Raw genomic sequence first — 22,360 nt, 5'->3', positions numbered from 1 at the left:
TCCAGTTCACGCTGCCCGAGGGCCTTCGTCGTCCGAATCGAATCGCTCAAAGGGCAGGGTGTCCATCATGGCGTCGAGCCGATCGAGACATTGCTGGACTCGTTCGACTGCCGACTCGGCCTGGTGGGGGGTTCGATCCCTCCCGGCTGCCCCTCGACCCGGAGCAGATCGTGGGAACCGATATGTGGCTGGTGCGTCCGTTTCGTTGCCTGTTTCTGTCAGCCTCGGATAACGCATGGTCGGCCTCCCGCGGTAAGAGATCATCTCTCTTGTCGTCCCGACACGGTGCGTTGCTCACTCGGGTATCCGATCGGAGATGCCGATGCGGTCCGATTGTGCGGTCTTTGGCGTCCGTGCCGGATATGAACAAGTCGTCGAGGTGGATATCGGCGGTTGCGAAGGTCCGATTGAATTGCTGTGTGTGTGCGCGCGCGGACCGGCGAAAGGTGCGCTCATGGGGTTTTGGAACGTCCGAGGCGGGGTTCTGTGCCGGCCATGACGCGGGCCAGGTTGGTCCGGTGGCGCCAGATAACGAGGGCTGCCAGTGCGACCCCGGTCGCGATGAATGGCCACCCGTCGCGAACCCAGCTGGCGATAAACCCTTGTCGCTGGGCGACTGAGAACTCGAACCAGACCCAAAGGGGAATGGAGGCGGCAGCAGCGCAGGAGGCTGCACTGACCATGCGCCAGAGGGCGAGGACCAGAATGAACACGATCAAACCCCCTACTGCGGGGATTGTCATTGCCGGGAAAACAGCCATAAGGGAGCCGACAGCTGTGGCGACTCCTTTGCCGCCCTTGAACCCGGCAAAGGGGGAGTACATGTGCCCGAGCACTGGGGCAGCCGCGACGGCCATGAGTCCAATCGCCTGGGCGTTGGGCATGAGGAGTGAACCGAGGAGACCCGAGAGCATCCCAAAGGCGAGCGTGGGCACAAATCCTTTGGACATGTCGAGGAGGAAGCAGACGATGAAGCCTTTGAGCCCGAAAACGCGGCCGACGTTGGTCGCCCCGATATTGCCCGAGCCGTGTGCGCGCAGGTCGATACCCTTCGAGCGTGCGATGATGAGCCCGAACGGGATGGACCCGCACATGAAGCCGACAGCGATGCCGAGCAGGAAGATCATGGTGAGGTTGCTCCGAGCCTGTCTGCAAACAGATGCAGGAGGCTGGACCAGACTATTTCTTCGGCGGGCGAGGCATCGATGACGGCGTATTGATCGGGATGGTTGCGAGCTTCGGTGAGGTAGCCTTGGCGGACGAGCGCGTGGAACGCTCGGCCCTTTGCTTCCATGCGGTCGAGAAGCGGATTGAGCCTTGTCGCAGCCGTATCTTCGTCGACATCGAAGATGACGACCAGATTGGGGGTCAGGCCTCCGGTTGCGATGGCGGCTGCCTGATGGATTTCCGAAATTGGCAGGCCTCCGGCGTAGCCCTGATAGGCGATGGTGGAGCTGACGAAGCGATCGGCGAGGACGAGATGACCTGCAGCGAGAGCGGGGGCGATGCGACGTTCAACGAGTTGGGCACGGCTGGCCATGTAGAGGAGCATCTCGCAACGGGTGCTCATGGGTTCGTCGTGGTGGCTGAGCAGAACCTGGCGGATGTGTTCGCCGATGGTTGTGCCGCCTGGCTCGCGTACTTCGCACAGTTGGAGGCCGGCCTTGCGGACCTCGCTGACGAGACGACGAAACTGCGTTGTTTTGCCCGAACCGTCGGGGCCGTCGAGGACAATGAAACGCCCGCGTAAATGCGGAATGAGAGACGCGATGGTGGGCGTGTGAAACGTCACGGCTTGCCAGTGTAGCCGGGTGTGGAAGTGCGGATCGCGTCGAGCCGGTTCTTCCACGGAGGGCCGCCGAGTTGGGGATCGATCAGCGTGAGGCGGTAGAGGTGTGCCTGGATGAGGTCGGCTTGGGCTCCGGCTGTGCGCTCGTCGAGGGTTTCAAGCAGGAGCGTCCACGACTCCCACCATTCGGGTGAGCGGGTGGGCGCGAGGCGTGTGAGGTGGTCGAGGTGTTCGAGGGCTTCGTCGGCACGATCGGTCATGAGGCAGGCCCGGGCGAGGAGCAGGAGGTGGGTGGGATGGGCCAGATCGAGCCGGCGTGCGTGAGCGAGGGCGGTTGAGTCGTGAGCAGCGAGCATCGCCTTGACGAGGCGCACGCGCAGTGGTAACGCGTGCTCGCTCTCGAATCGTTCGGCGAGTCGAAGGGCACGATCGAGCGCAGCAGCGTCATCTTCGGTTTGCACAATTTTTAGGGCCAGTTCCATCGCGACCGGCGCGACGGGAGAGCGTGGAGCGATTGTTTCGAGCAGAGGCCAGGCTTCGGGCGGGTTGACGAGGGCTGCGCATCGTGTGCGCCAGACATCGGCGAGTGGATCAGTCGGCAGGTGATTGAGGGCTGCTCGCAGTCGACGTGCGAGGACGGCATCGTTGCCTTCGGAGGTCCACGCGACAGCGGCCCGAAGCGCTGGCGCTGTGCGCTCATCATCGGCACAAGCCTGGGTGAAGCGTTCGAGAACATCGGCAGCCAACGCGCGATCGATCGACTGGAGCAGGACCGAGGCTTCCCAGAACGCATCGCACGAACGGCCCGAACCTGGCTCGCGCTCGGCCAGCATGAGCAGGAGTTCGACGGCGTCCTCAGGCACATGGCTGGCTCGGAGCATCGCCCGAGCGAACAAGACCTCGCTGGAGAGTCGATCGCTTGGAACATTGGTGGTTGCGGCATCGACACGAGCCCAGATGTCGCGCTGATGGGCTGGTTCCTGGGTAGCAAAGGCGAGCAGGGACTCGAAAGCGTCGCTTTGCCCAAGAGACCAGACGTGGGCGGCGCGGGCTTCGATGAGCAGAGACCGCCACGCGGCGCCGGGTCGCAGGGACAAGGACAGGCCGAAGCGAGCGCACGCCAGCGCGAGTTCGCCCGCGAGTCGATCGGGAAGCGAGAGCAAGGCGATATCCGATTCGAGCGATGCGGCGATGTGTTGTGCGTCGTCGAAGCGTCCGCTACGAGCCAGTGCGATCAGGAGCGCAATGCGCCGGGCTGCATCGGCGTCGGCATCAACGAGAAAGAGTTCGTCGAGCAGGGCAGTGGCGCGATCATTCATCACGCTGTCATCTTCGATCAGTGCACGAAGCGAGGCGACGCGCGCCCGCAGCGGAGCATCGGGTGTCATGAGATCGCCGATTCGCGGGCCAAGCAGGCGTTCGGCATCGCGCACGGCTTCGGCGACGCGCTCGCGCTCGATCTGAAGGGGAAGGCCACAAGCAAGGTGCCGCGCGTCGGTTTCGACCGCGACGAGGATCGCTCGCACGTCGCGCAAGGCTGCATCGAGGCGCGAGTCGCGTTCGGCCGCGATGGCGTCGTCCTGTGCGCCCTGATCGGCCAGATCGTCGATGGTCAGGACGCGGAAGGAACCCAGGCCGTCGCCGTGAACGTCGGCAATGGCCTGCATGAGGCCTGTGGGGTCGTCGTCGAGGAACTGGATGGTCTTGATGACGACGGGCCGCTGGCCAGTGCGGCGACTGCGCGGGTTCAGGCGGTCGAGTTCGGCGAGCACGGTCTCGAGGCTCCAGGCCGAATCGGCGTTTGCTCGAATGAATCCGCGTGAGAGGAAGAAAACCAGGTCGGGCGCGGGTTCGAGTGCGAGGGCGGCTTTGAGCCCTTCGAGAGGGTCGGACTTTCCGCCGACGATGAGGCTCTTGAGCCACGAGATTGCGGCGTTGCGATTGGCGGGCAAGGCGCGCACGAGATCGTCGCGAGAAGGTTCAGGATGCTGGAAACGTACGACGGTTTCGGTCGAAGCCTGCTGGCGGGTGATGAGAATCTGGAAGTGCTGAGTGGGACTGAGACCTGCGATCGAATGGGCGAGCTTGGCGCGGATGAATGCGAAACTGGAGACCATTCCTCCGGAGGCGTCAACGACGTAGACGACGCGCTGGGCTGCCTTGCCAGAAAGACCTGCGAAGGAAACCGCGTGTTGAGGCTGATCGACCGAGGCATCGAGCAAGGCTCGCGATGCGGATGGCACCAAAGGCGCGGGCGCATTGGAAAGATCGGCAGCGTGAGCGAAGCTCGCAAGCGGCTCGGTTGGCAGGGCGAGCGTAGAGGCACCGGCTGTCGGGACAGCGTTGCGAGGTTGGGGCTCGACGCTGGTGTCGGGGAGAGCGGCTGGGGGCGGTGCGGCAGCGATCACGACATCTGTCAGGGTGGGTCGCGGGTTTTCACGCCTTGTGACGGTGATGGTGGCGGCGAGGATGATGGCGAGCAGGAGGGCGTGAACAACGATCGACGCGGCCGACGGCACGAACAAGCGTGACATGAACGACCGCGACGTGTTCAAGTGGTGGACTCCTTGGTCTCACGCGACTTGGATCGAGTGGCGCGTGAAGGCCCGCCGAAGACAAGTCGATCGAGGCTGAGCGTGCCAGCACCGAGGAACATCAATGCGGCCGATATGCAGAGCAGCGAGAATTGCCACAGGAGGGTGAACCAGACAGACATGCCAGCGGCATCGAGATCGAACGCCCCGCGGTTGGGGAGGAAGCCAAGGAGTGCGTCTCCAGTTTGTATTGCGGGCCCGATTTGCGTGAGCCAGATGGCGACTGCCATGACGCCGAGAGTGACCAAGCTGCTGAAGCGTGTGAACAAGCCGATGAGGATCAGGAATCCGGCAATGAGTTCGGAGAGCGAGGCAGTGAGTGCGAGAGTATTGGGCCAATGACCTTGGGCGAGTTGGGCGGGCCAGATTGGGCGAAGTTCATCGCCATTGGAATCAAAGCCGGGATTGGCAGCGTGAGTGATGAGGCCGGCGATGGCGTGGTATGCCTTTTGGGTTGTGGGACTCGCTTCGGTCGGCGCAGTGCTGTTGCTCGTGCCGGCGTCGGGGGTTTCGCCGTTCGGGGTATTTTGTACCTGCGCGGGGGGCGGTGGGGAAACGGGGATTTCCATCAGGAACTTGCCTGCACCAGCCCAGATGAACGTGATGGCGAGGATGAGGCGAAGAAAGACCGGGCCGAGGCTGAGACCGAGAGCATCGCGTTTGCGCATAAGCACCTCCAACAGTGATGGTATCGGCGAAGCGAGGCTTCGCTGCCCAAACTACGCGGAATCGGCCGCATAAAGTTCGGTGTCAGGATGCGGGTGTGGCGGAACTGGCAGACGCGCGGGATTTAGGTTCCCGTGGCCGAAAGGCTTTGCAGGTTCGATTCCTGTCACCCGCACTCAGACATCGCCACGCCCGGGAGGGATGGCGATGTCTTCGTTCCAGAGGTCCGGATGATCGGCGATGAACCGCTCCATGAGGGCGATGCAGCGGGGATCGTTCAGGCGGATCAGTTGTGTTCCGGCCTGTTCGAGCCAGTCTTCGCGCCCGACGAATGTTTTGCTTTCGCCGATGACGATGCGTGGGATGCGGTGAAGGACGGCACATCCGGAACACATGGCGCACGGGCTGAGGGTGGTTGCCATGGTCAGGGTGTGCCAGTCGCGGCGTCGGCCGGCGCTACGGATGCAGACCATTTCGGCGTGTGCGGTGGGGTCGCTGTGCTGGACGCGCTGGTTGTGGCCCAGGGCGAGGACGGTCCCGTGCGGATCGAGCAGAGCGGCTCCGATGGGGATGCCGCCTTCATCGCGGGATTTGAGGGCCTGGGCAAGGGCGGCTTCGAGTGCGAGGCGGTCGAGGGTCGGCTGATCCAGGGCAGGCATGATTCGTCTCCGTACGCGGGGAGCGCCAGTGTATTAGAATCGAGGGCATGGCGGCACACAATCCTGTCTTTCCCAACCTTATTGTCTTCGAGCACCCGCTGATTCAGCACAAGCTGACGTGGATGCGCGACAAGACCACCAGTTTTCGAGCCTTCCGGGCGTTGCTCGCTCAGATTGCCGGGCTGATGGTCTATGAGGTGACACGGTCGTTTGAAGTGGTGGACGTCGTCGTTGAGACGCCGATGCAGCAGACAACGGGGCGGCGGCTGGCGCAGACGATCACGGTTGTGCCGGTGCTGCGGGCGGGGCTTGGGATGGCGCACGGTGTGCTGGAGGTGATGCCTGAAGCGAGGGTCGGGCATCTGGGGCTGGCTCGCGATGAGCGAACGCTCGAACCCAAGGCCTATCTGAACAAGTTGCCCAGCGATCTGGACGCGGGGCCGGTGGTGCTGGTCGATCCGATGCTGGCGACGGGCGGATCGGCAGCGTCGGCGATCGAGATGCTGCGCAAGGCTGGGGCGCGCGATCTGCGGATGATTTGTCTGGTTGCGGCGCCCGAAGGCGTGGCGCGGCTGCTGGCGATCGATCCGGATGTGCGGATCTATACCGCGGCTCTGGATGAAAGGCTCGACGAGCGCGGGTTCATTCTGCCGGGACTGGGAGATGCGGGCGATCGGTTGTATGGGACGGGGTGAAGAGGGGTTGGCGCGAAGGTCTTAGCGGTTGATGTCGCGCCCGAGGACGCCGTTGATGGTGTGCATGCCGAAGACACCTTGGCCGAGGTAGATGCCGTCGTAGATTCCCTCACCGCTGGTCACGCCGGGAATGAGGTCTTCTCGCTTCCACCGGCCGACCGAGCCATCGACTGCGGCCATGCCGACAGGTGGCATGCCCTCCGTTTGCCTATGCGACTGGTATGGCATGTCATGGACAGGATGAATCTCGACCAGAATGGCCTTGGCGGCGGGAAATTGGACCTTGGGCAGTCGCTGTGGTGCCCACTGATTCGGCCCGGTACGGGTGGTCAGATCCCAGTACGCAGGCTCTGCGAGCGTTGAGGTCGAGAGCATGTAGTTATTGAAACCATCGCCTCGGTACGCAGGATGGTGGAACACAGCCCCTGTGCATGCTCCATCGTAATAGGCATCGGCCAATGGAATAGGCCATACAACGGCGGCCCCGAAATACGACGAGTATCCCCAGCCGCCACATCCACGTATGATCGAAGTCGTTGCGTCCGGGCGCGTGATATACGGAAAGTAATCCTGCCAGTCCCCTGCATATGCCATGAAAATTTGCGCGTGAGTTCGAAGATTGGAAACGGAGACAACATCCTGAGCGGCAAGCCGAGCCCTTGCGAGGACCGGCAGCACAAGCAATGCGAGGATCGCGGTTACAGCAATAACGACGATCATTTCAAGCAGTGACACCCCAGCGCGAGATGTGGAGCCCACACACTGCGGGAGGCCCGGGCCGCTGGCGACGATTACAGCCACTGCCACAGCGAAGGAGCATTCCCAAAGTAAGTATGAATACAAGAAGGCCGTTGCGTACAACCACCCAGGCAGCATCGTTTTGCATCTGTGCGTATGCTCGGATCCGACCGAAGCAAGCACACTGTGGGGGACGACCCTGCAACCACAACCAGCAAAATGCCGCTGTCAGCACGACAAGCAACCCAAGGCCCAGGAACTCTTGAAGGTGCCTTCGCACGCCAGCCAGCCAGAGAACTGCCAAGGCGACCTCAAAGGGAGGAAGGCTTGTCGCGATAATGACACGCGCCCAAATGGGAAATCCCCAATGCTCGCGAAGGGTGACCTCAAATTGTTCGAGATCCAAAATTTTGAGAATTCCTGCGGCACCGATGGTCATCATGCCGACCGCACAACATGCAAATCCAAGCGCTGACTGCCAGTGCTTGCCCGGCGCCTCCGCCATGCTCAATTGCCGCCGCCCGGAGGTGATGGGCAGCCTCCGTTACCACCCTGAGTGCCTGTAGTCTGCCAAAAGAACGGATTTGCCACAGTACACTCATTTTCCCCATCACGGGTGTAGTAGGTCCCAGAGCACTCGGCGTAATGTACAACCGGCTCCTTGAAGCCCATAGAAGCCGGGTCGGCCCGATACAATTGCATCGAGATGTTATACGTCACATCACACAATCCCGACGGCCACTGCCAAAAGTTGCAGGCTTCCGTCCCCGTATTGACTGTCCCCCAGCAGGGAAGCATCTGTGCTGATGCAACGGTCACTAACATCCCTGCCAGCGCCAAGGTTACACAATTCCGCTCAAGCATGGTTTACTCCTCGAGAACTGCCTTTTTTTCGGACTTTGAGGATCAGTGCCACGATCGCACCAAGAACAACGACAACTAGACTATTCTGAACGAGAGATACCCACCGGCTTTGGCCCGCCGATGGCGAGAGCCGAAGTACCTCGTTGGGAAGCACCAATCCATCGGTGACTGAATTCACCGTCCCGGAGTTGTGATCGATGATTCCCGTCAGTTGATTCAAACTACGAACTGAATCCCCGGCTTCGAGACTCGGGGTGCGCAAATGTGTCGTGATCGATTCTTCGGGGTGTAAGTCTCGCAACTCGATTAACTCGATCGTGGCGGGCGACACATGTTCAACCTGACCAGAAATACGCAACCCTTTTGATGGCCGAATACCCTCGATCAATCTGGGAAGGAGACGATCGCTATCCGGCACGAAGGAATAGGTGTAGCCAATCCACTTCGCATCTGAGTGCTTAAGCGTCACAACGGTTTCAACAACGAGTTCGCCTTCTTCAATGCGGCCCGTCAACTCTGAAATCTCCGTTCTGGATTGATTTGCCAATCGAGCAACCCATCGGTCGCCATCGCGGCGTACATCGTCTACAGCGCGATCTGGGGAGCCGCCAATGCCACATGTCAGCAGAATTCGTACATATGTTTCGATGGGGCCTGCGGGGTTGCTTTGGGGCGGCAATGTATTGCTCCCCGCACGACCAACGGTCAGGGTTTGCGGAACTAACCGCCATGCGTCGCGCCCTCGCAACACCGTATCAACCCAAGGCGAAGTGCTTCTCCACCCTTCGTCCTGTGATACACGCCAATGGTCCTTGTTGAAAAACCAGTAAAGACTATCGGTGGTGTCGGGACCTTTGGAAAGTGTGCGCTCAAGTGTGTTGAGTTCCTGCCAGAGGGGATGCTCGGGCTTACCGGCCACTTCGGCCCTCAACCTGCGAAGCGTTTGTTCATTGCCTTTGGCACCAACGGTCCTTCGTAAACTTATGAATGTCCCATCGTTGAACGGTCGTTCGATTTGCATCGCTTGCTTCCGAGCGCGTTCAAACCACTCGCGAGACCCGACATCCTCGCCGTTCGCCGTCTGCGCAGAGAGCCCAAGTGTCAGAAAACACACCCCGAGTAGAATGCGGTGCCGCATGGCCATGTTTGAAAGTCTAACGAGTCATACGCCCCCCTGCAACCAAGAAGAAGAAGAAGAAAATTTTAGTAATACCCCCTCTTTGGGTGTCTCGTGTGGCCGTCACTCTTCCAGCGACTTCTTCCGTCTGAGAATGTGGTGGTAGTGCTGGGCGAAGCGGTGGGCTTCGTCGCGGATCTGCTGGCACAACCTCAGGCCCGGGTTGTTGCGGCCGAGGCGGATCGGGGCGGAGCGCTGCTGTGTGTAAATCAGTTCTTCTTTCTTGGCGAGGCTGATGACCATCGGCGGTGGGATTTGCAATGTTGCAAACGCTTCGAGTGCGGCGTGCAACTGACCGAGGCCGCCGTCGATGAGAATGAGATCGGGGTAGAGTTCGTGGCCTGCGCCGGCTTCGCGATAGCGGCGGCTGACGACCTCGCGGATGCTGGCGTAGTCGTCGTTGCCGCCTTCGACGCTGCGGATGCGATAGCGGCGGTACTGATCGCGGAACGGGCGGGCGTCGATGAAACATACTTTGCTTCCGACGGTTTCGCCGCCCTGCAGGTGGGCGATGTCGATGCCCTCGATGCAGCGGATGGGGCGATCGAGGGCGAGGGTTTTGGCGAGGCTTCGGAGTGCCTTTTCGGGCTCGATGTAGCCGATTTCGGCTTCGGGCTGCCATTGATCGTTGAGACTGGCGCGTTGATCGAGTTTTTCGATTGCCGAGATCTGATCGCGCAAGGTGGCGGCCTTTTCATAGTTCATTGTCGCGGCTGCATCGGTCATTTCCTGTCGCAACTCGCGGAGCATGACGCTGCGTCGCGAGCCGAGGAAGCGGATGAAGCGGTCGATGTCTGCGCCATAGGCATCGGGCGATATTGAATCGTTGCATGGCGCTGTACACTGCCCGATGGCGTGCAGCAGGCAAGGGCGAAAGAAGTGGTTCTTTGGGTCGCCCGCCTTGATGTCGAGCGAGCATGTACGAAATTTGAAGACCTGCTGCAAGTAATGAATGGCCTCGCGCAAGGCCTGAGAATTTGTAAATGGACCAAAGACGCGCGCTCCCTTGAACTCGGGCAGTTGCGCGCCGGTTTTGTCGTCGATGCCGGCGGGGTTGCGCGTGATGAAGACTCGCGGAAAATCCTCTCGTTGCGTGACGACGAGATACGGGAATGTCTTATCGTCGGTCTGCCGTTCGTTGAACTTCGGTTTGACGTCTTTGATCAGGCGACTTTCGGCGAGCAGGGCTTCCCACTCGGTTTCGCAGATGAGAGTATCGAACGAGTGAACCGTGTCGAGCATGGGGTTTTTGCGCGGGCCGAGCTCGGTCGATTGAAGAAAGTAACTCGAAACGCGATCGCAGAGGCGTGTTGCTTTGCCGATGTAAATGACAACGCCCGTAGCGTCCTTCATCAGATACACGCCCGGCGCTGGCGGGAGGTTGCGTGCGGCACGGTTGAGCCGGAGCAGTCGCTCATCGCGGGATTCCGTGCCCCAGGGCGGCGGCGCGTCGGCGGGGAGAAACCCCTCCGCGTCCAGGTCGCCGGGTCGATACGGATCTGGATCATCAGGCACGCATGATCTTATTCCGTGGGGTGCACAGGCGCAGCGACAGGCCTGGATGTGTGCGTGCCATGACCGGCAATCGCACCAATGACCACGCCTGCGACTGTCCAGCCTCCGATGACATCGATCATCTGGAAGATGGTGTAAGGAGTGGGGAATCGGAACCAGTTCCATTGAAGTCCATGTGTTGCGAAGGAGGCTGCAAGACCGAAGAACAAGACCATCGCGAAACGCCGCACAAACCCAGCAGCACCGCTGATCGCGATCAGGCAGGCGACGAAGAACGCGCTGGCGATATTGATGAGAAACCCTCCGAGGAACTGGCCCGGTTGCTGAGGCTCGGAGCCTGCGCGACGGTAGACGATCATCCCGATGGGGCCTTCCTGATGGCGGACCCTCCACTCTTCATCCAGGCGCTTTTTATCCTCTTCTGAGACCGCCTTGCCGTGGTCTTCAAATCCGGGGAAGAAGTACACGCCGTCGGCCGGCATGTTTTCGTTGAGCGAGGCAGTGATGGCGCGCTCGCGATCGACGCTCATTGAACTGATGGCCGAGAAATTCGGAGAGATGACGACCCAATAGACAAACCCCCACATGAAGAGCGCGATGCCGCCGAGAATCGCTGCCAGGACGATGCGCATGATGTCTTCCTTTCGACGCTGCGGGCGTGATGGCCCATCGCTCACATCATGACAGATCGGCGGGCGGTTAGCAAGTCGCCGGATCTGGTGCAAGCGCGAGGCGGCACATCATCTCGATGGCTGTCGGCAGGGTGTCGTCGTTGAAGTCAAACCCGGGCTGGTGCAGTTGAGGGATGAGCCGTGGGTCAGACCCCGGCGGGCACAGGCCCAGGAGATAGAAGCACGCTGGGACTTCGAGGCCATAGAACGAGAAGTCTTCTCCGCCCATCGAAGGCTCGTGCACAACCTGAACGCGATCGACGCCGAACGCCTCGCGTGCGACGGCCAGCACGTGATCGGCAAGCACAGGGTCATTGCGTGTCACCGGGTAGCCTTCTTCCCACCGAACGTCGGCTTTGCAGTTGTGGGCCTTGGCGGTGTGCTCGATGATCTCGAAGAGTCGCTTCTTTGCGAAGATGCGTGTCTCGGGCTTGAGCGTGCGGACTGTGCCGACGAGGCGAACGCGCGCGGGAATCACGTTGTTGGCGGTGCCCGCGTGGAAAATGCCGACTGTGACGACAACCGAATCGAGCGGCGAGACATTGCGCGACGCGATCATCTGCAGCGCGGTCACGATATGCGAGGCTGCCAGAATCGGATCGGCCCCAAGGTGCGGATACGCGCCGTGGGCCTGAACGCCCTCGACGATCACGGTGAACTCGTCAGTTGACGCGAGCAGAGGCCCTGGCTTGGTGGCAATGACACCCGCTGGCATCTGTGGCCAACCGTGCAAACCGAACATGCGACCGACAGGGACGCCGAGCCCGCCGCCGCTAGATCCTTTGAGGCAGCCATCTTTGCACATCTTGTCGCCGCCCGCGCCGCCCTCTTCTGCAGGCTGAAAGACGAAGGTGACGGGATTCGGGCGTGTAGTGAGGCGGCTGAGAACGCGGGCAGTACCGAGGAGAATTGCTGTATGTCCGTCGTGCCCGCAGGCGTGCATGACACCGGGGCGAGTCGAGGAGTGCGGCAGGCCGGTTTCTTCTTCGATGGGCAGGGCGTCCATATCGGCGCGAAGCCCGACGGATCGCTGCGTGCTGCTGCTGGAAGGCGGCAGATACGCCAGCACACCTGTTCCACCCGCGAGGCCGGCCTTGTGCTCGATGCCGAGGGCAGCGAGTTGGTCAGCGACCGCACGGCTTGTGCGATGCTCATCGAAGCCGAGTTCCGGATGCGCGTGCAGGTCGCGGCGAAAGGCCACGAGCCCGGCAAGTTCCTGATTGATGATCGAACGAATCAGCCCAAGATCCACTTTGTCGGTCGCACAGGTGCTCATAGCGACGATTCTAGGACAACGAGATTCACCCCCCGATCAGCACTTCTTCGCAGATTGCCAAGGCTTGAGGCACGAGCGTTGCTGCCTGATCCAGGTCAAGATCCGGAGCCTGCGGCACCATCAGTTCGGCAAACTCGGCTGCCAGGCTCGGGTGAACGGGAATGTTGCGAGACGCGCTCTCGGCCATCAGCCGCTCGACGCGCGGACTGAGCAGAAAATCGATCAGTCGGCGACCGGCATCGGGATTCGGCCCGCCGCGCACGAGCGCGATCGTATTGGGCATGACGACGGACCCAGTGGACTTGAGCGCTCCCTGTCCGACGCCGATGGGTTCGTAGATCAGTTCGATGTTCCAGCCGTTTTCCTGACCGACCCAGACGTCGTCGGTGTCGGTCATGCAGATATCGATTTCGCCCTGCCGGATCGCGCGGATGACTGACGCGTTGCCATCGTAGAGGCGCACGCCATTGACCTGCAACGCAACGAGCCAGGTGCGCAAGCCTTCTTCGCCCCAGTGATCGAGCAGCACGCCCATATGCCCGCGTGTGGTGCCGAACTGCGGGCGAGCGATGCCGACGCGCCCCTTGAATTGCGGATCGACCAGTTCGAGCGGCGTGGCCGGGATGTTTTGAACACGGTCCGGCGCGTACGCGATGACGCGCGCACGCGGGGCAAAGCCATACCACGATTCGGTACGCAACGATGTCGGCCATCCACCATCGATCGAGGCTTCGGCACTTTGGCTTGTGTAGGGTTCGAGCAATCCTTCGCGGTCGAGTTGAATTGTGCCGAAGGGTTCGCTCGACCACCACACATCAGCACGCGGCTGGGCGCGCTCTGCGATGATGCGCTGGACCAGACCCGTGGTCTTGGTGGCTTCGGTGTCGCCCACCAGTCGCAGGCGAACGCCGGTTTCCTTCCGATACAGATCAACGATTTCGTTGAGCAGAAAGTCGTCGACACTGCTGTAGAGCACGACTTCGCGCGACTGCGATGCACCGTCCTGACTGTTGTCGGGCGACTGCGGAGACTTGGAACAGCCGCCAAGCCAGGCAGCCAACATCATCGCGAGTATGAAATGCTTCATCACGTGGAGTATATCGGAACACTGTGCAGCGATCGAACATTGCACACAAGTCGTCAACGGATCACTTTGACTCGGGTTCTTTGGTCTCGGCTGGCTGTGCACGTTGTGTGCGAGCGACGGCTTCGAGACGTCCGAAGTAGTGCTGGATTGCCGTCTCGTATTGCTTGGGAACGGCCTTGGACTCGATCGCTTCTGAACTCTGAGCCCGCGCCTGCGCGACGGTCTCCTGGAATGAAGCCTTCGATTCGCCGCGAACCTGAGCGCCGTAGATGATCGTTTCTCCGATGATCGGTCCGCCCTGATTGGCGACCTGCACTTTTTCGCGCTGAAGCATGAAGTCAGTTCGTTCCTCATCCATGCTGCCGCCCTGTCCCTGCCCAGGCCCGCCCGAGCCGGAGCCTTGCGAAAGCGAGGAATCGCCAGCCGCCCATTGGCCTTGCGTGCCTGCGCCGTCGCCGAAGCACTGACCTGATGAGCCATCGCTCATGCACTCACCGAGTTTCTGCATCTGTGAGTTGCACTCAGCCATCGCATTCTGAAGGTTCTGCATCTCCTGCTGAGCCATCTCCATCTGGCTGAGTTGCTGGCTCATGGAATCCATCGCTTCGGACATGGCACCCGAACTGTTCGATTCGCTCATGGCTTGGGCCATCTGACCTATCGCGCCCGCCATGCCCTGGCACGCTTCGCCAGCTTCGCATTGCGCCTGCGCCATGTCCATCAACTGCTGCTTCTGCTGCTCGCTCAGATTCTGCAACTGTTCGAGCGCGTCCTTCATCGCCTGCGGATCGGACGCTGCCTGTGCCAGTTTCGAAGCCTGCTCCGCCGTCATGCCCGCCTGTCGCAACGCCTGTTCGATCTTGTCGGTGTTCTGCGCCAACTGATCGAGTTGTTCCTTGAGATTGGCAAGTTGCTCCTGAGCAGCTTCCTTTTCTGCTTCGTTCATCTGCCCGGTTGCAAGCTTCTCAGCCATCTCGTCCAGTTTGGCCTGCGCGTCGGCATAGTTGCCGCGGGCCAGGCTTCGGGCGAACTCTGTCATCGGGCCCGGACCCGGGGCTTTGAGTTGTTCGAGGTTGCGTTCGATCGCTGCAAGCGTTCGGGCCTGTTCGCCGTCCTGCTTGGCCTGAATCTGCTCGCTCATTTTGGTCAGATTGCGAAGGGCCTCGCGGCGAATCTCATCGACGCTCCTGGGCTCGGGTCGCTGCGGCTCGGCCTGTGGGGCCTCGTCGCCTGTGCCATCCTCGATACCGGCCTTGCGCAGCAGTTCGTCGAGCTTCTCCTGATCGACCTGCACCTCCGACATCACCTGGCGGATCTCGTCACGGATCGCTTCTTCCTGTTCCTTCTTGGCCAGATAACCAGTCAGATCATGCCGACCCACGAACCACATGCTGGCCAGCGCCAGGGCTGCCACAATCGGAACCTGCCACAGCCGAGGCGCCTGGATCGGCACCGCGTCGCGAACCACAACGCGCCTGGCGCGATCGCGAGCTGTCTCGACCACCGCCTTCGACCACGGGTCATCAGCCCGCGCGACACACAGCGCGGTGCTCAGCGACTCACGCAATCCCGCACGCTCATCGACCACACGCGCAAGGTCTACGCCTCGCGCACGACGCGCATACGCCCACACCAGCGCCCCCACCACTGTGAACGCTGCGGCTCCAATAAACAACTGAGCCCAGGGGAAATCGATCGGCGTGAGCTTCTCGACAACCTTGATCAGGAACAGCGCCGCGAGCGAAACACTCAGCAGCACCGTCCCTGTGCGCAGCACCTCAACGACCATCAGTCGCAGCGACGCAGCATTGAGAACTTTTTGAACTTCGTGCATCATCTGCCTCCGCCTGTACGTCTCGGCCCGTCATGCAAACACCCGATCAACCTACAAGGTTACGAAATCTCTAACCCCAAGTCACCCCAAAATGTTCGTAATCCGAACAAGATACGATCCAGTGACACCCGAGTTCCGAGCATTCGTACACGTTCTTTCTCGGCTTGATACCTTCTCCATTCCGCACAGGTTGACCCCGAACGCCAGATAGAGTCAAAAAAGCGTGAGCCAATCGAATCATATTCCCGCCCATAACCCTATCACCCGTCTGGCGACGTTCTTCAGCGGACCTTGGATCGGTCGCAGCAATATCGACCGGTTGTTCGACGAACAGCGCGAGAGTGCACCCCGGCGATTGCGTATTCACGCCTTGATCGCAGCTGTCTGCGTTGCGGGCATCGCCGGGCCGATGAGCATTGTCGAAATCTCCTTCTGGGTTCTCCTCGGGTATTTCGTGCTTCGGCTGATGTGGACGCGCCGCATGGTGATTCATTCGGTGGGACAGCCGGTGTTTCTGATGCTTCTGGCGTGGGCAGCGTGGCTGGCGATTTCACTCGCGTGGTCGCCTGATCCCCAGACGGGGCTGCTCGAACTCTCGGATCTTCGCTTCGCGTTGCTGATCCCGGCCCTGTGGCCGATCATCGAATCGCGACGGCTCCTGATTGCAGCTTTGTGTACCGGCTTTCTGCTGGGCAACCTCATGCAGTTCGTCGAAGTGATTTTCCAGGGAAGCGCGTGGCTGCCATTTACCCACATGCCCAATCGCTTTCCGGGATGGTGGGGAGCCGCCACCGCTGGCTCGCTGCTGACCGCTGCGCTCGGGCTTCACCTCCCCGCTGCCTTTCTCGGGCGCGGGCGCACACGCCTGATCGGATGCTCGCTCGCGCTGCTGACCGCCCTGGGCCTACTCGCGACCGGCTCGCGCGGCGGATGGATCGCATCGGCCTTGCTCATCATCATCACCCTCGCGCTTGCTCTGGGTTCAGAGCTGCGCACTCAACCTCGACGCATCATCGGCGTGTGTGTGTTCCTCGGCCTGCTCGCCCTTGTCGCAGGCCTTGCGCTGCGTGGCCCGATCACCAGCCGCGTCATCGAAGCCCGCGACGAGATTCGCGGAGCCCTTGATCGCGACGAGTTCACTTCGCCCACCGGGGCACGCATCGCGATGGGAGTCTGGGGACTGCGTGCCTTCGCTGCGCATCCGATCGAAGGCGTCGGCGCGGGTGGCTATCGCACATGGGTCATGAACGAAATCGAACACCAAGGCCTCGATCCAGACAAGTATTCCATCCACGACTCGGCCCACTCGACCCCGATCCATGTCGCAGCCACCGGCGGGCTTGTCGCCATCACGCTTGCCCTGCTCCTTGTCGCGTGCATCGGCTGGGCAGCGTGGCATTCTGTCCCGCCCGAATCGCGCGGCACATACGCTGCCGGGCCGGCATGCGCGCTGCTCGGGCTTGTGCTCGTCTGTGCATTCGACACCATTCATCTCAGTTCGCGCACAGGCGCGTTGCTGGGCGTCCTGCTTGCCCTCTGCCCGGCCTACATGCCGCCGCGAGCGCGCGCGTGAACATCACACTGGTCATTGAATACGCTGGACGAATCCGCTGGCAACAGCCCGGCCCATGGGCGCACATCATCACGCAGGCCCTGCGCGATCGTGGACACCACGTCCGCATCGTGGCCGACTGTCTGGCCGACGCCGATCTCGTCGGGGCCGATGATGCCACTGTCCGCGCTCCGCACCGCAAACGTCTCGAACGTCACCCGATGCGCTTTCAACGCTGGGCGCTCAAGCATGTCGCACAGCCCTCCATCTCGCTCAGTTCGCTCGTGCCCGGCACGGTGTGGTGTCCGCTTGACAGTTCGTGGCGCGACGAAATCGTCTGGCTCACGAATCTGCGCAATCCGGCCACGCTCGCCATGGAAATTCTTCACCGCCTGTGGGTGCCGCCACTCGCGCTCGCGCAACACAAGGCCCGCACCATCGGCAAGCAGACCCACGCGCGCCTCGCCCGCCTCGGATGCCTCGCAGACCCCATCGCGCACCCTCTCGGATTCACCAGCGCCCTCGATCCCAAGTCGATCGCGCCCGACGCCCGTGCACACATCCGCAGCACTCTGGGCATCGCACCAAACGCCCTGGTCGTCGCGATCAGCTGCACCCACACCGACCGCCCGGGGTTGCACGCCTTTCTCGATGGCTGGCGCCACTTCACTCACGCCCACCCCGGCGTGCTGCTCATCGTCGGACGCAAAGCCGCCCTGATCGACCGCACACTGCGCGCCCGAGGCGTGGCCGATACCGTCCGCATGCTCGGGCAGACCGAACGACCCGAACTCTTCTTTGCAGCTGCCGATGTCGCCGCAGCATGGTCCACGCATCGCAGCGAATCATCGACCGGGCGGTTCATCGCCGACGCTCTGGCCATGCACACACCGATCCTCACGACCCACGCAGCCGGAGGTGCCGAGCTTGTTCGTCGCTATCCCGGCGTGGGCATCGTGCTCAACGAGCCGACCATCGAAGCCTGGAGCCGCACGCTCACGCAATCCTCAAGCCAAAGCTGGCAGCAGGAAGCCCGCACGCAGGCCCAAAGCATGGCCTACGAACTCGACCCCGCCCGCCTCGGGCTTGCGCTCGAAAAACTGTTGCTTGGCTGACCGCTGTTCAATCGACCGAGTCAATCGGCCGAGATCGAAGGCGGCCCCTCTTTGCCCGCAACACGCTCCATATACCCGTCGCCGCGCTTCTCATACTTCGTGAATCCGAGTTGCTCAAGGTTCTTGTTGCTCAGCATGCTCTTGGACTTCATGTCCGACCACTTGCCCGCAATATTGAACGCCTGAGGCACACGACGGACAGGCTGCCCGCTCTCGGGGTGCTTGGTCAGCGCATCATCGGTGATCGGCTGAACGACTTCGAAGAACTCGCCCGTTCCGTCGCCCTTCTTGTCGAGAACTTCGTACACATACGTCGGCATGGAGAATGGTACGCTGCCTACTCCTGCTCTGCGATCGCGTCGATAATGGCGGCTGCGTCGAGGAAGTCGATCACGTCGTCGTCGTTGACATCGACCGGATCGAGCAGCCAGAGTTCGAGAGCGCCGGTGTCGTGCATCAGGTTGAAATTCAGGTCCATTGCGGTCGGGATGACGAAGCCGTAGCCGTTGCTGTATGGCAGCGAGGTGCAGGTGTGCGTCGTGCCCGTTCGCGTGCCGGCCCAGTTCGAGTGCCACGCGACCTGCGGATTGCCCGGCACCTTGTCGCAGAGCAACGCTTCGGGCACGAACTGATACACATACCCGCGATGGAAGGTATTGGCGTCGCTCTCGATGGTGACCTCGCGGCCCGAGACGCTGATGAGAAATCCGTCCGTCACGTCCGTCCAGATCGCAGTGTTGCACACCGGGATGTCGCGATGATGCGTGTACGTGCAGCACGGCAGTTGCACCGGCGACTGGTACACCCGCACCGGGTACGTGTCCGGATCCTCATCGTCATCTTCAATGATGGGGCCGTAGTGGTGGATGATGACTGTTTCGGGCTCGGGTCCGGTGACCACTGAGTTATGATGCGGAAGGCTGTCGATCGGGTGGAAGTCGAACGGCACCAGCCCGATCGCACCGCCGCCGAACTGCACAGACGTTCGATTATATTTCGGAGCCAGATCAGGTTGAGATTCCTGAGGACTGAGCGTGAGCAGTTCCTCTTCGATCGGATCCCATATTTTGACCTCGCCCACCCACATCTCACGGTCGGGGTCCGACACAGCGTTTGAGTTGATGATGATCTGGCCGGCAAACTCACGCTCTTCATCGGGGTGGCTGACATAGATGAGACCATCCAGTTGTCCACCGATTAAAATCGTCCCATCAACCGGAAGCCTGGTAAGCCAAATAGCAGAACCATCCGGGACATCGCCAGGTATGGAAATTTCCCCTTCAAGGAACCAGTTGATGGCAACATCGCCACTCAGATCCCCTTCGCCAATGAAGAATCCGGGCTCATTGACGCCGATGCCGGAAGTATGCACGCCGATCGACACGACACTGAAGGTGCCGTCAAATGTCCCGGACATTTCAAATCGACGCAGCGACAACCCGCCAAACAGTTCGCCGAAGAAGTTCGTGCATTAGACATTACCGATGACACCTGCAGGATACGCCAGCGAGAGATTAACGGGGCTCATGGCAGAGCCGATGTCGCCAACCACTTCGATCGCGCCGATTCTCGCCACCGCGTTCACCACCGCGATTGATCCGGTGAGATCGCCTTCGATGCGGATCAGGTCAACGTATTCAATGATGAACCCCTGAGCGTAACTTGTGCCCGATGACATCACATGCAAATGACCCGTCAGGTCCCCGCCGATGCGCAGTGAACCGATGCCGTGGCATTCAATGTCGCCGACCGAGCCGAAGACCCACATTTCATCGATGATGATGCGGCGGTCGGGCCCACACGGAACCTCGCAGTCCTCGAACACAGGCGGATCAAAGGTCATGGATCCCAGCGAGTGCAGGTTGTCCAGTTCGTTGGTAGGCCCCAGAATATTGACCGTCACGGTCAGTTGATCGACTGCGGTATCCGGTTCGATGTCGAAGGTGAGATGACGAATTGACGGACGGTTGCCACTGGCCTTGTTGACCAGGATGTCAACGTTCGCCTGTGAGCCGGAGTGTCGCACCACGATGTCCAGATCCCAGGTGTCACCGCTGACATGTGTTGCGGTGGGCGTGATGGTGTCGGCGTTTCCCGTCACGTCGAAGGGGCTCGTCTGAGCCGAAGCAGTCACGCAGAGCACGGCCGCGACAAAGAGCAATGACATCATGACTCTAAGCATTCATGGCTCCTTTCCTGCAAACACGCTACCGATCCATTCATCGCCGACGACGGCGATGAATCGTCAACATCCCCACGACCACCCCGATCGTGCTCCCAGGTGACGGAATGATGCCAGCCAATCGCAGCCCGGGAAAAGAAGAAGTCGGACCGAGACCATTGAACCGATCGATCAGATCAAATGGCTGTCCGAGGTTTGCGCCCGTGCCCTTGACAAACCGCCATCCGCTTTCGGTTGCGACCGTCTCGTTCCATTCAGACACGCCCCCTGATCCATCGAGCAGTCCCCACGGGCTTGTCACATGCGGGTAGGAGCCCACGTCATACATCATGCCTGTCTGTGTGTTCGTGTCGCCGCTGCCAGGCGGGCCTGCGATGGGCATGTCATCGCTCGACGTCGGATAGCGCCAGTACCCGCCCTCGCCATCATCCTTGTTCGGATCCCAGTGCATCGCCTTGATCCATTCATCAAAGCTCGGGATCCAGAACTTCGCGCCGGCGTTGCGTTCGCGTTGTTCAGTGTAGTTGCCATTGTCGTCGCGACCGAAGGTGCTCGCGTCGTAGGCCCCGTTCTCGAAAGCCCACTGCTCGCCGACTTTGCCGTTGTGCAGCCAGTTGCAGAAGCGGGCCGCGTAGCGCCAGCCCATGTTGGCCGCGAAGTTCTCGGCCCCCGCGATAGCGCGGTAGCGGCCAAGCCCCGCGTCGTAGACGATCCAGTTGCTCGTAAACTCGCTCCAGTTCGTCGGGCCGTCGTAGTACGGCCGATAGGCGTTGACAAACTCGAGCCACTGCCCGACGGTGACCTCGGTGCGCGACATGCGGTACTTGTAGTTGACGGTGCCGACCCTGAAATCCTCAGGCGCAAACGGCGGATAGAACCGTCGGCCCTCGTCGAAGTTGACGTGCCGATTGCCCGGATCGCCGATGACGACGAAATCGATCCCGTAATCCGGCGTCGGACCGGCTGCTGCGGGTGAGGCCGACAGCGCGAGCACACCGATAGCCGCGACCGATGCCGCAACCGCGACACGCCCGAAGAATCCACTGTTTCGCTCAAACCTAAATCGCATATCCACCTCCCGAATGCCGAACGGGTCGGCTACGAAGGTGAAGGTACATCACGAGAACGGTCTGACCAGCAAAACCGGGGGATTTACGACTTTACCAGCCTTGTATGAGAAAAATGAAAATTAGACTTGATAAATCACAAGACTTGTTGTACAATGTGAAAGTGTTGTTGAAAGAATCGAAAGTGAACCAGCCCCCCAATCCACCACAACTGCCCCTCCTGAACCTCCCGCCCGAGGACCTTGCACTGGTGCAGGAACTGGTCTTGCAGTCCGGGTCGCTCAAGGGGTTGGCGGAGGTCTATAGCGTCAGTTACCCCACGATCCGGGCAAGGCTCGACAAGGTGATTGAGCGTTTGAGGGGGCTCATCGCGGGTCGCAAGCCCGATCCGCTGCGCGAGTATCTGGCGGAACTGATCGACCGAGGCGGAATCTCGGTCGAGTCGGCGCGGCGCGTGCTCGACCTGTCCGAGCGAGCCGGCAGCGCCATGGACAATGGAGGTGTGTCATGATCGAACCGTGGTTGACGCAACAGGAAGCCGGGATGATCGGCGGCATTCTCGGAGCGGTGCTCGGGAGCGGATTCGGCGGCATCGGAGGCGGGCTCGGCGGCCCGCTGGCGCAGCGCGGCAAAGCCAAAGGTTTCGTGCTGGGCATGTTCTACACCGGCATCGGGATAGGAGTCGCCTTGCTCATTTTTGGCATCGTGGCCATCGTCATGGGCCAGCCTATGTATGTCGTGTACCCGTTCATGCTTATTGGTTTCATCCTGACGGTTGTCATGGGATGTCTTCTTCCCGTCGTCAAGCGCGCGTATGCCGCGGCTGCATCGCGAAAACTGGCAGCCAGCGAGTTCCGCGCCGGAGCGTGAAGACCATGA

General features: G+C 61.1%; 22 protein-coding genes and 1 tRNA gene. 6 read left to right on the top strand and 17 right to left on the bottom strand.

The genetic code is table 11. The features are described from left to right. Positions 1–452 precede the first annotated feature (452 nt). The 4 genes from plsY to KF757_01665 are packed head-to-tail and all read right to left on the bottom strand — an operon-like array spanning position 453 to position 5,051. Complete coding sequence (gene plsY, locus KF757_01680) at positions 453–1,127, bottom strand: glycerol-3-phosphate 1-O-acyltransferase PlsY (protein MBX3321679.1); 675 nt, start codon at positions 1,125–1,127, stop codon at positions 453–455. Continuing rightward, the gene (gene tmk, locus KF757_01675) at positions 1,124–1,792 is read right to left on the bottom strand and encodes a dTMP kinase (protein MBX3321678.1); all 669 of its coding nucleotides are present in this window, start codon (positions 1,790–1,792) and stop codon (positions 1,124–1,126) included. Before tmk ends, plsY begins: the two co-directional genes overlap by 4 nt. After that, positions 1,789–4,344 carry a hypothetical protein gene (locus KF757_01670; protein MBX3321677.1) on the bottom strand — a complete coding sequence of 852 codons (2,556 nt, stop codon included), beginning with the start codon at positions 4,342–4,344 and terminating at the stop codon, positions 1,789–1,791. The genes tmk and KF757_01670 overlap by 4 nt, the downstream gene beginning before the upstream one ends. Then, positions 4,341–5,051, bottom strand: coding sequence for a DoxX family protein (locus tag KF757_01665; protein MBX3321676.1), 711 nt, complete (start codon positions 5,049–5,051; stop codon positions 4,341–4,343). The genes KF757_01670 and KF757_01665 overlap by 4 nt, the downstream gene beginning before the upstream one ends. An 89-nt stretch (positions 5,052–5,140) precedes the next feature. Between KF757_01665 and KF757_01660 the strand changes: the two genes are divergently transcribed. Then, positions 5,141–5,224: transfer RNA gene (locus KF757_01660), tRNA-Leu, on the top strand. A 1-nt stretch (position 5,225) separates the two neighbouring features. Here the strand turns inward: KF757_01660 and KF757_01655 are convergent. Next, complete coding sequence (locus KF757_01655; protein MBX3321675.1) at positions 5,226–5,699, bottom strand: nucleoside deaminase; 474 nt, start codon at positions 5,697–5,699, stop codon at positions 5,226–5,228. 56 nt (positions 5,700–5,755) lie between these two features. Between KF757_01655 and upp the strand changes: the two genes are divergently transcribed. Next, on the top strand, positions 5,756–6,403 hold the full coding sequence (upp, locus tag KF757_01650; protein ID MBX3321674.1) for a uracil phosphoribosyltransferase: 648 nt from the start codon (positions 5,756–5,758) through the stop codon (positions 6,401–6,403). Positions 6,404–6,424: 21 nt separating this feature from the next. Here upp and KF757_01645 read toward each other — a convergent pair whose 3' ends face one another. From KF757_01645 to KF757_01610, 8 genes are all read right to left on the bottom strand, one after another. Beyond that, entirely contained in the window at positions 6,425–6,997 is a 573-nt protein-coding gene (locus KF757_01645) for a hypothetical protein (protein MBX3321673.1), read from the bottom strand. A gap of 127 nt (positions 6,998–7,124) precedes the next feature. Continuing rightward, a complete protein-coding gene (locus tag KF757_01640) occupies positions 7,125–7,583 on the bottom strand; it encodes a hypothetical protein (GenBank protein MBX3321672.1) in 459 nt (152 codons plus the stop codon). A 414-nt stretch (positions 7,584–7,997) separates the two neighbouring features. Continuing rightward, positions 7,998–8,924 (bottom strand): hypothetical protein, encoded by a 927-nt coding sequence (locus KF757_01635; GenBank protein ID MBX3321671.1) that lies wholly within the window; start codon positions 8,922–8,924, stop codon positions 7,998–8,000. 321 nt (positions 8,925–9,245) lie between these two features. Beyond that, complete coding sequence (locus KF757_01630) at positions 9,246–10,535, bottom strand: UvrB/UvrC motif-containing protein (protein ID MBX3321670.1); 1,290 nt, start codon at positions 10,533–10,535, stop codon at positions 9,246–9,248. Between the two features lie 170 nt (positions 10,536–10,705). Then, entirely contained in the window at positions 10,706–11,329 is a 624-nt protein-coding gene (locus tag KF757_01625; protein MBX3321669.1) for a hypothetical protein, read from the bottom strand. A gap of 67 nt (positions 11,330–11,396) precedes the next feature. Beyond that, positions 11,397–12,644, bottom strand: a complete 1,248-nt coding sequence (locus tag KF757_01620) for an amidohydrolase (protein ID MBX3321668.1) — start codon at positions 12,642–12,644, stop codon at positions 11,397–11,399. 25 nt (positions 12,645–12,669) lie between these two features. Further along, entirely contained in the window at positions 12,670–13,734 is a 1,065-nt protein-coding gene (locus tag KF757_01615; GenBank protein ID MBX3321667.1) for an extracellular solute-binding protein, read from the bottom strand. A gap of 58 nt (positions 13,735–13,792) precedes the next feature. Next, the gene (locus KF757_01610) at positions 13,793–15,568 is read right to left on the bottom strand and encodes a hypothetical protein (protein MBX3321666.1); all 1,776 of its coding nucleotides are present in this window, start codon (positions 15,566–15,568) and stop codon (positions 13,793–13,795) included. A gap of 220 nt (positions 15,569–15,788) precedes the next feature. Here KF757_01610 and KF757_01605 point away from each other — a divergent pair, with 220 nt between their 5' ends. Both KF757_01605 and KF757_01600 read left to right on the top strand, forming a co-directional pair. Beyond that, positions 15,789–17,138: an O-antigen ligase family protein gene (locus tag KF757_01605; protein MBX3321665.1), complete on the top strand. Its 1,350-nt coding sequence runs from the start codon at positions 15,789–15,791 to the stop codon at positions 17,136–17,138. Continuing rightward, positions 17,135–18,232 (top strand): glycosyltransferase, encoded by a 1,098-nt coding sequence (locus KF757_01600; GenBank protein ID MBX3321664.1) that lies wholly within the window; start codon positions 17,135–17,137, stop codon positions 18,230–18,232. The genes KF757_01605 and KF757_01600 overlap by 4 nt, the downstream gene beginning before the upstream one ends. 20 nt (positions 18,233–18,252) lie before the next feature. Here the strand turns inward: KF757_01600 and KF757_01595 are convergent, their stop codons facing one another. The 4 genes from KF757_01595 to KF757_01580 are packed head-to-tail and all read right to left on the bottom strand — an operon-like array spanning position 18,253 to position 21,483. Then, positions 18,253–18,552, bottom strand: a complete 300-nt coding sequence (locus KF757_01595; protein ID MBX3321663.1) for a hypothetical protein — start codon at positions 18,550–18,552, stop codon at positions 18,253–18,255. A gap of 17 nt (positions 18,553–18,569) precedes the next feature. Next, positions 18,570–19,649, bottom strand: a complete 1,080-nt coding sequence (locus KF757_01590; protein ID MBX3321662.1) for a hypothetical protein — start codon at positions 19,647–19,649, stop codon at positions 18,570–18,572. A gap of 54 nt (positions 19,650–19,703) precedes the next feature. Beyond that, positions 19,704–20,414 (bottom strand): hypothetical protein, encoded by a 711-nt coding sequence (locus KF757_01585; GenBank protein ID MBX3321661.1) that lies wholly within the window; start codon positions 20,412–20,414, stop codon positions 19,704–19,706. Between the two features lie 37 nt (positions 20,415–20,451). Then, the gene (locus KF757_01580; protein MBX3321660.1) at positions 20,452–21,483 is read right to left on the bottom strand and encodes an SUMF1/EgtB/PvdO family nonheme iron enzyme; all 1,032 of its coding nucleotides are present in this window, start codon (positions 21,481–21,483) and stop codon (positions 20,452–20,454) included. Between the two features lie 182 nt (positions 21,484–21,665). On the opposite strand from KF757_01580, the gene KF757_01575 reads away from it, so the two are divergent. Both KF757_01575 and KF757_01570 read left to right on the top strand, forming a co-directional pair. Further along, positions 21,666–21,992, top strand: a complete 327-nt coding sequence (locus KF757_01575; GenBank protein ID MBX3321659.1) for a DUF2089 family protein — start codon at positions 21,666–21,668, stop codon at positions 21,990–21,992. Next, positions 21,989–22,351, top strand: a complete 363-nt coding sequence (locus tag KF757_01570; protein MBX3321658.1) for a hypothetical protein — start codon at positions 21,989–21,991, stop codon at positions 22,349–22,351. Before KF757_01575 ends, KF757_01570 begins: the two co-directional genes overlap by 4 nt. The last annotated feature ends 9 nt before the right edge of the window (positions 22,352–22,360 follow it).

The sequence above is a fragment of the Phycisphaeraceae bacterium genome (assembly GCA_019636795.1).
Taxonomy (GTDB): domain Bacteria; phylum Planctomycetota; class Phycisphaerae; order Phycisphaerales; family UBA1924; genus JAHBWW01.
Note: the sequence above shows the minus strand (reverse complement) of the source record. Positions and strands in the feature narration are given on the sequence as shown.

Excerpts from the sequence above, each read along its gene's own strand:
- KF757_01580 (MBX3321660.1), bottom strand. The coding sequence starts at position 21,483 with ATGCGATTTAGGTTTGAGCGAAACAGTGGATTCTTCGGGCGTGTCGCG.
- KF757_01620 (MBX3321668.1), bottom strand. The coding sequence starts at position 12,644 with ATGAGCACCTGTGCGACCGACAAAGTGGATCTTGGGCTGATTCGTTCG.
- KF757_01585 (MBX3321661.1), bottom strand. The coding sequence starts at position 20,414 with ATGCTTAGAGTCATGATGTCATTGCTCTTTGTCGCGGCCGTGCTCTGC.
- KF757_01595 (MBX3321663.1), bottom strand. The coding sequence starts at position 18,552 with ATGCCGACGTATGTGTACGAAGTTCTCGACAAGAAGGGCGACGGAACG.
- plsY (MBX3321679.1), bottom strand. The coding sequence starts at position 1,127 with ATGATCTTCCTGCTCGGCATCGCTGTCGGCTTCATGTGCGGGTCCATC.
- KF757_01625 (MBX3321669.1), bottom strand. The coding sequence starts at position 11,329 with ATGCGCATCGTCCTGGCAGCGATTCTCGGCGGCATCGCGCTCTTCATG.
- KF757_01645 (MBX3321673.1), bottom strand. The coding sequence starts at position 6,997 with ATGGCATATGCAGGGGACTGGCAGGATTACTTTCCGTATATCACGCGC.
- KF757_01590 (MBX3321662.1), bottom strand. The coding sequence starts at position 19,649 with ATGTCCGGGACATTTGACGGCACCTTCAGTGTCGTGTCGATCGGCGTG.
- KF757_01610 (MBX3321666.1), bottom strand. The coding sequence starts at position 15,568 with ATGATGCACGAAGTTCAAAAAGTTCTCAATGCTGCGTCGCTGCGACTG.
- KF757_01630 (MBX3321670.1), bottom strand. The coding sequence starts at position 10,535 with ATGAAGGACGCTACGGGCGTTGTCATTTACATCGGCAAAGCAACACGC.
- upp (MBX3321674.1), top strand. The coding sequence starts at position 5,756 with ATGGCGGCACACAATCCTGTCTTTCCCAACCTTATTGTCTTCGAGCAC.
- KF757_01570 (MBX3321658.1), top strand. The coding sequence starts at position 21,989 with ATGATCGAACCGTGGTTGACGCAACAGGAAGCCGGGATGATCGGCGGC.
- KF757_01665 (MBX3321676.1), bottom strand. The coding sequence starts at position 5,051 with ATGCGCAAACGCGATGCTCTCGGTCTCAGCCTCGGCCCGGTCTTTCTT.
- KF757_01640 (MBX3321672.1), bottom strand. The coding sequence starts at position 7,583 with ATGATGACCATCGGTGCCGCAGGAATTCTCAAAATTTTGGATCTCGAA.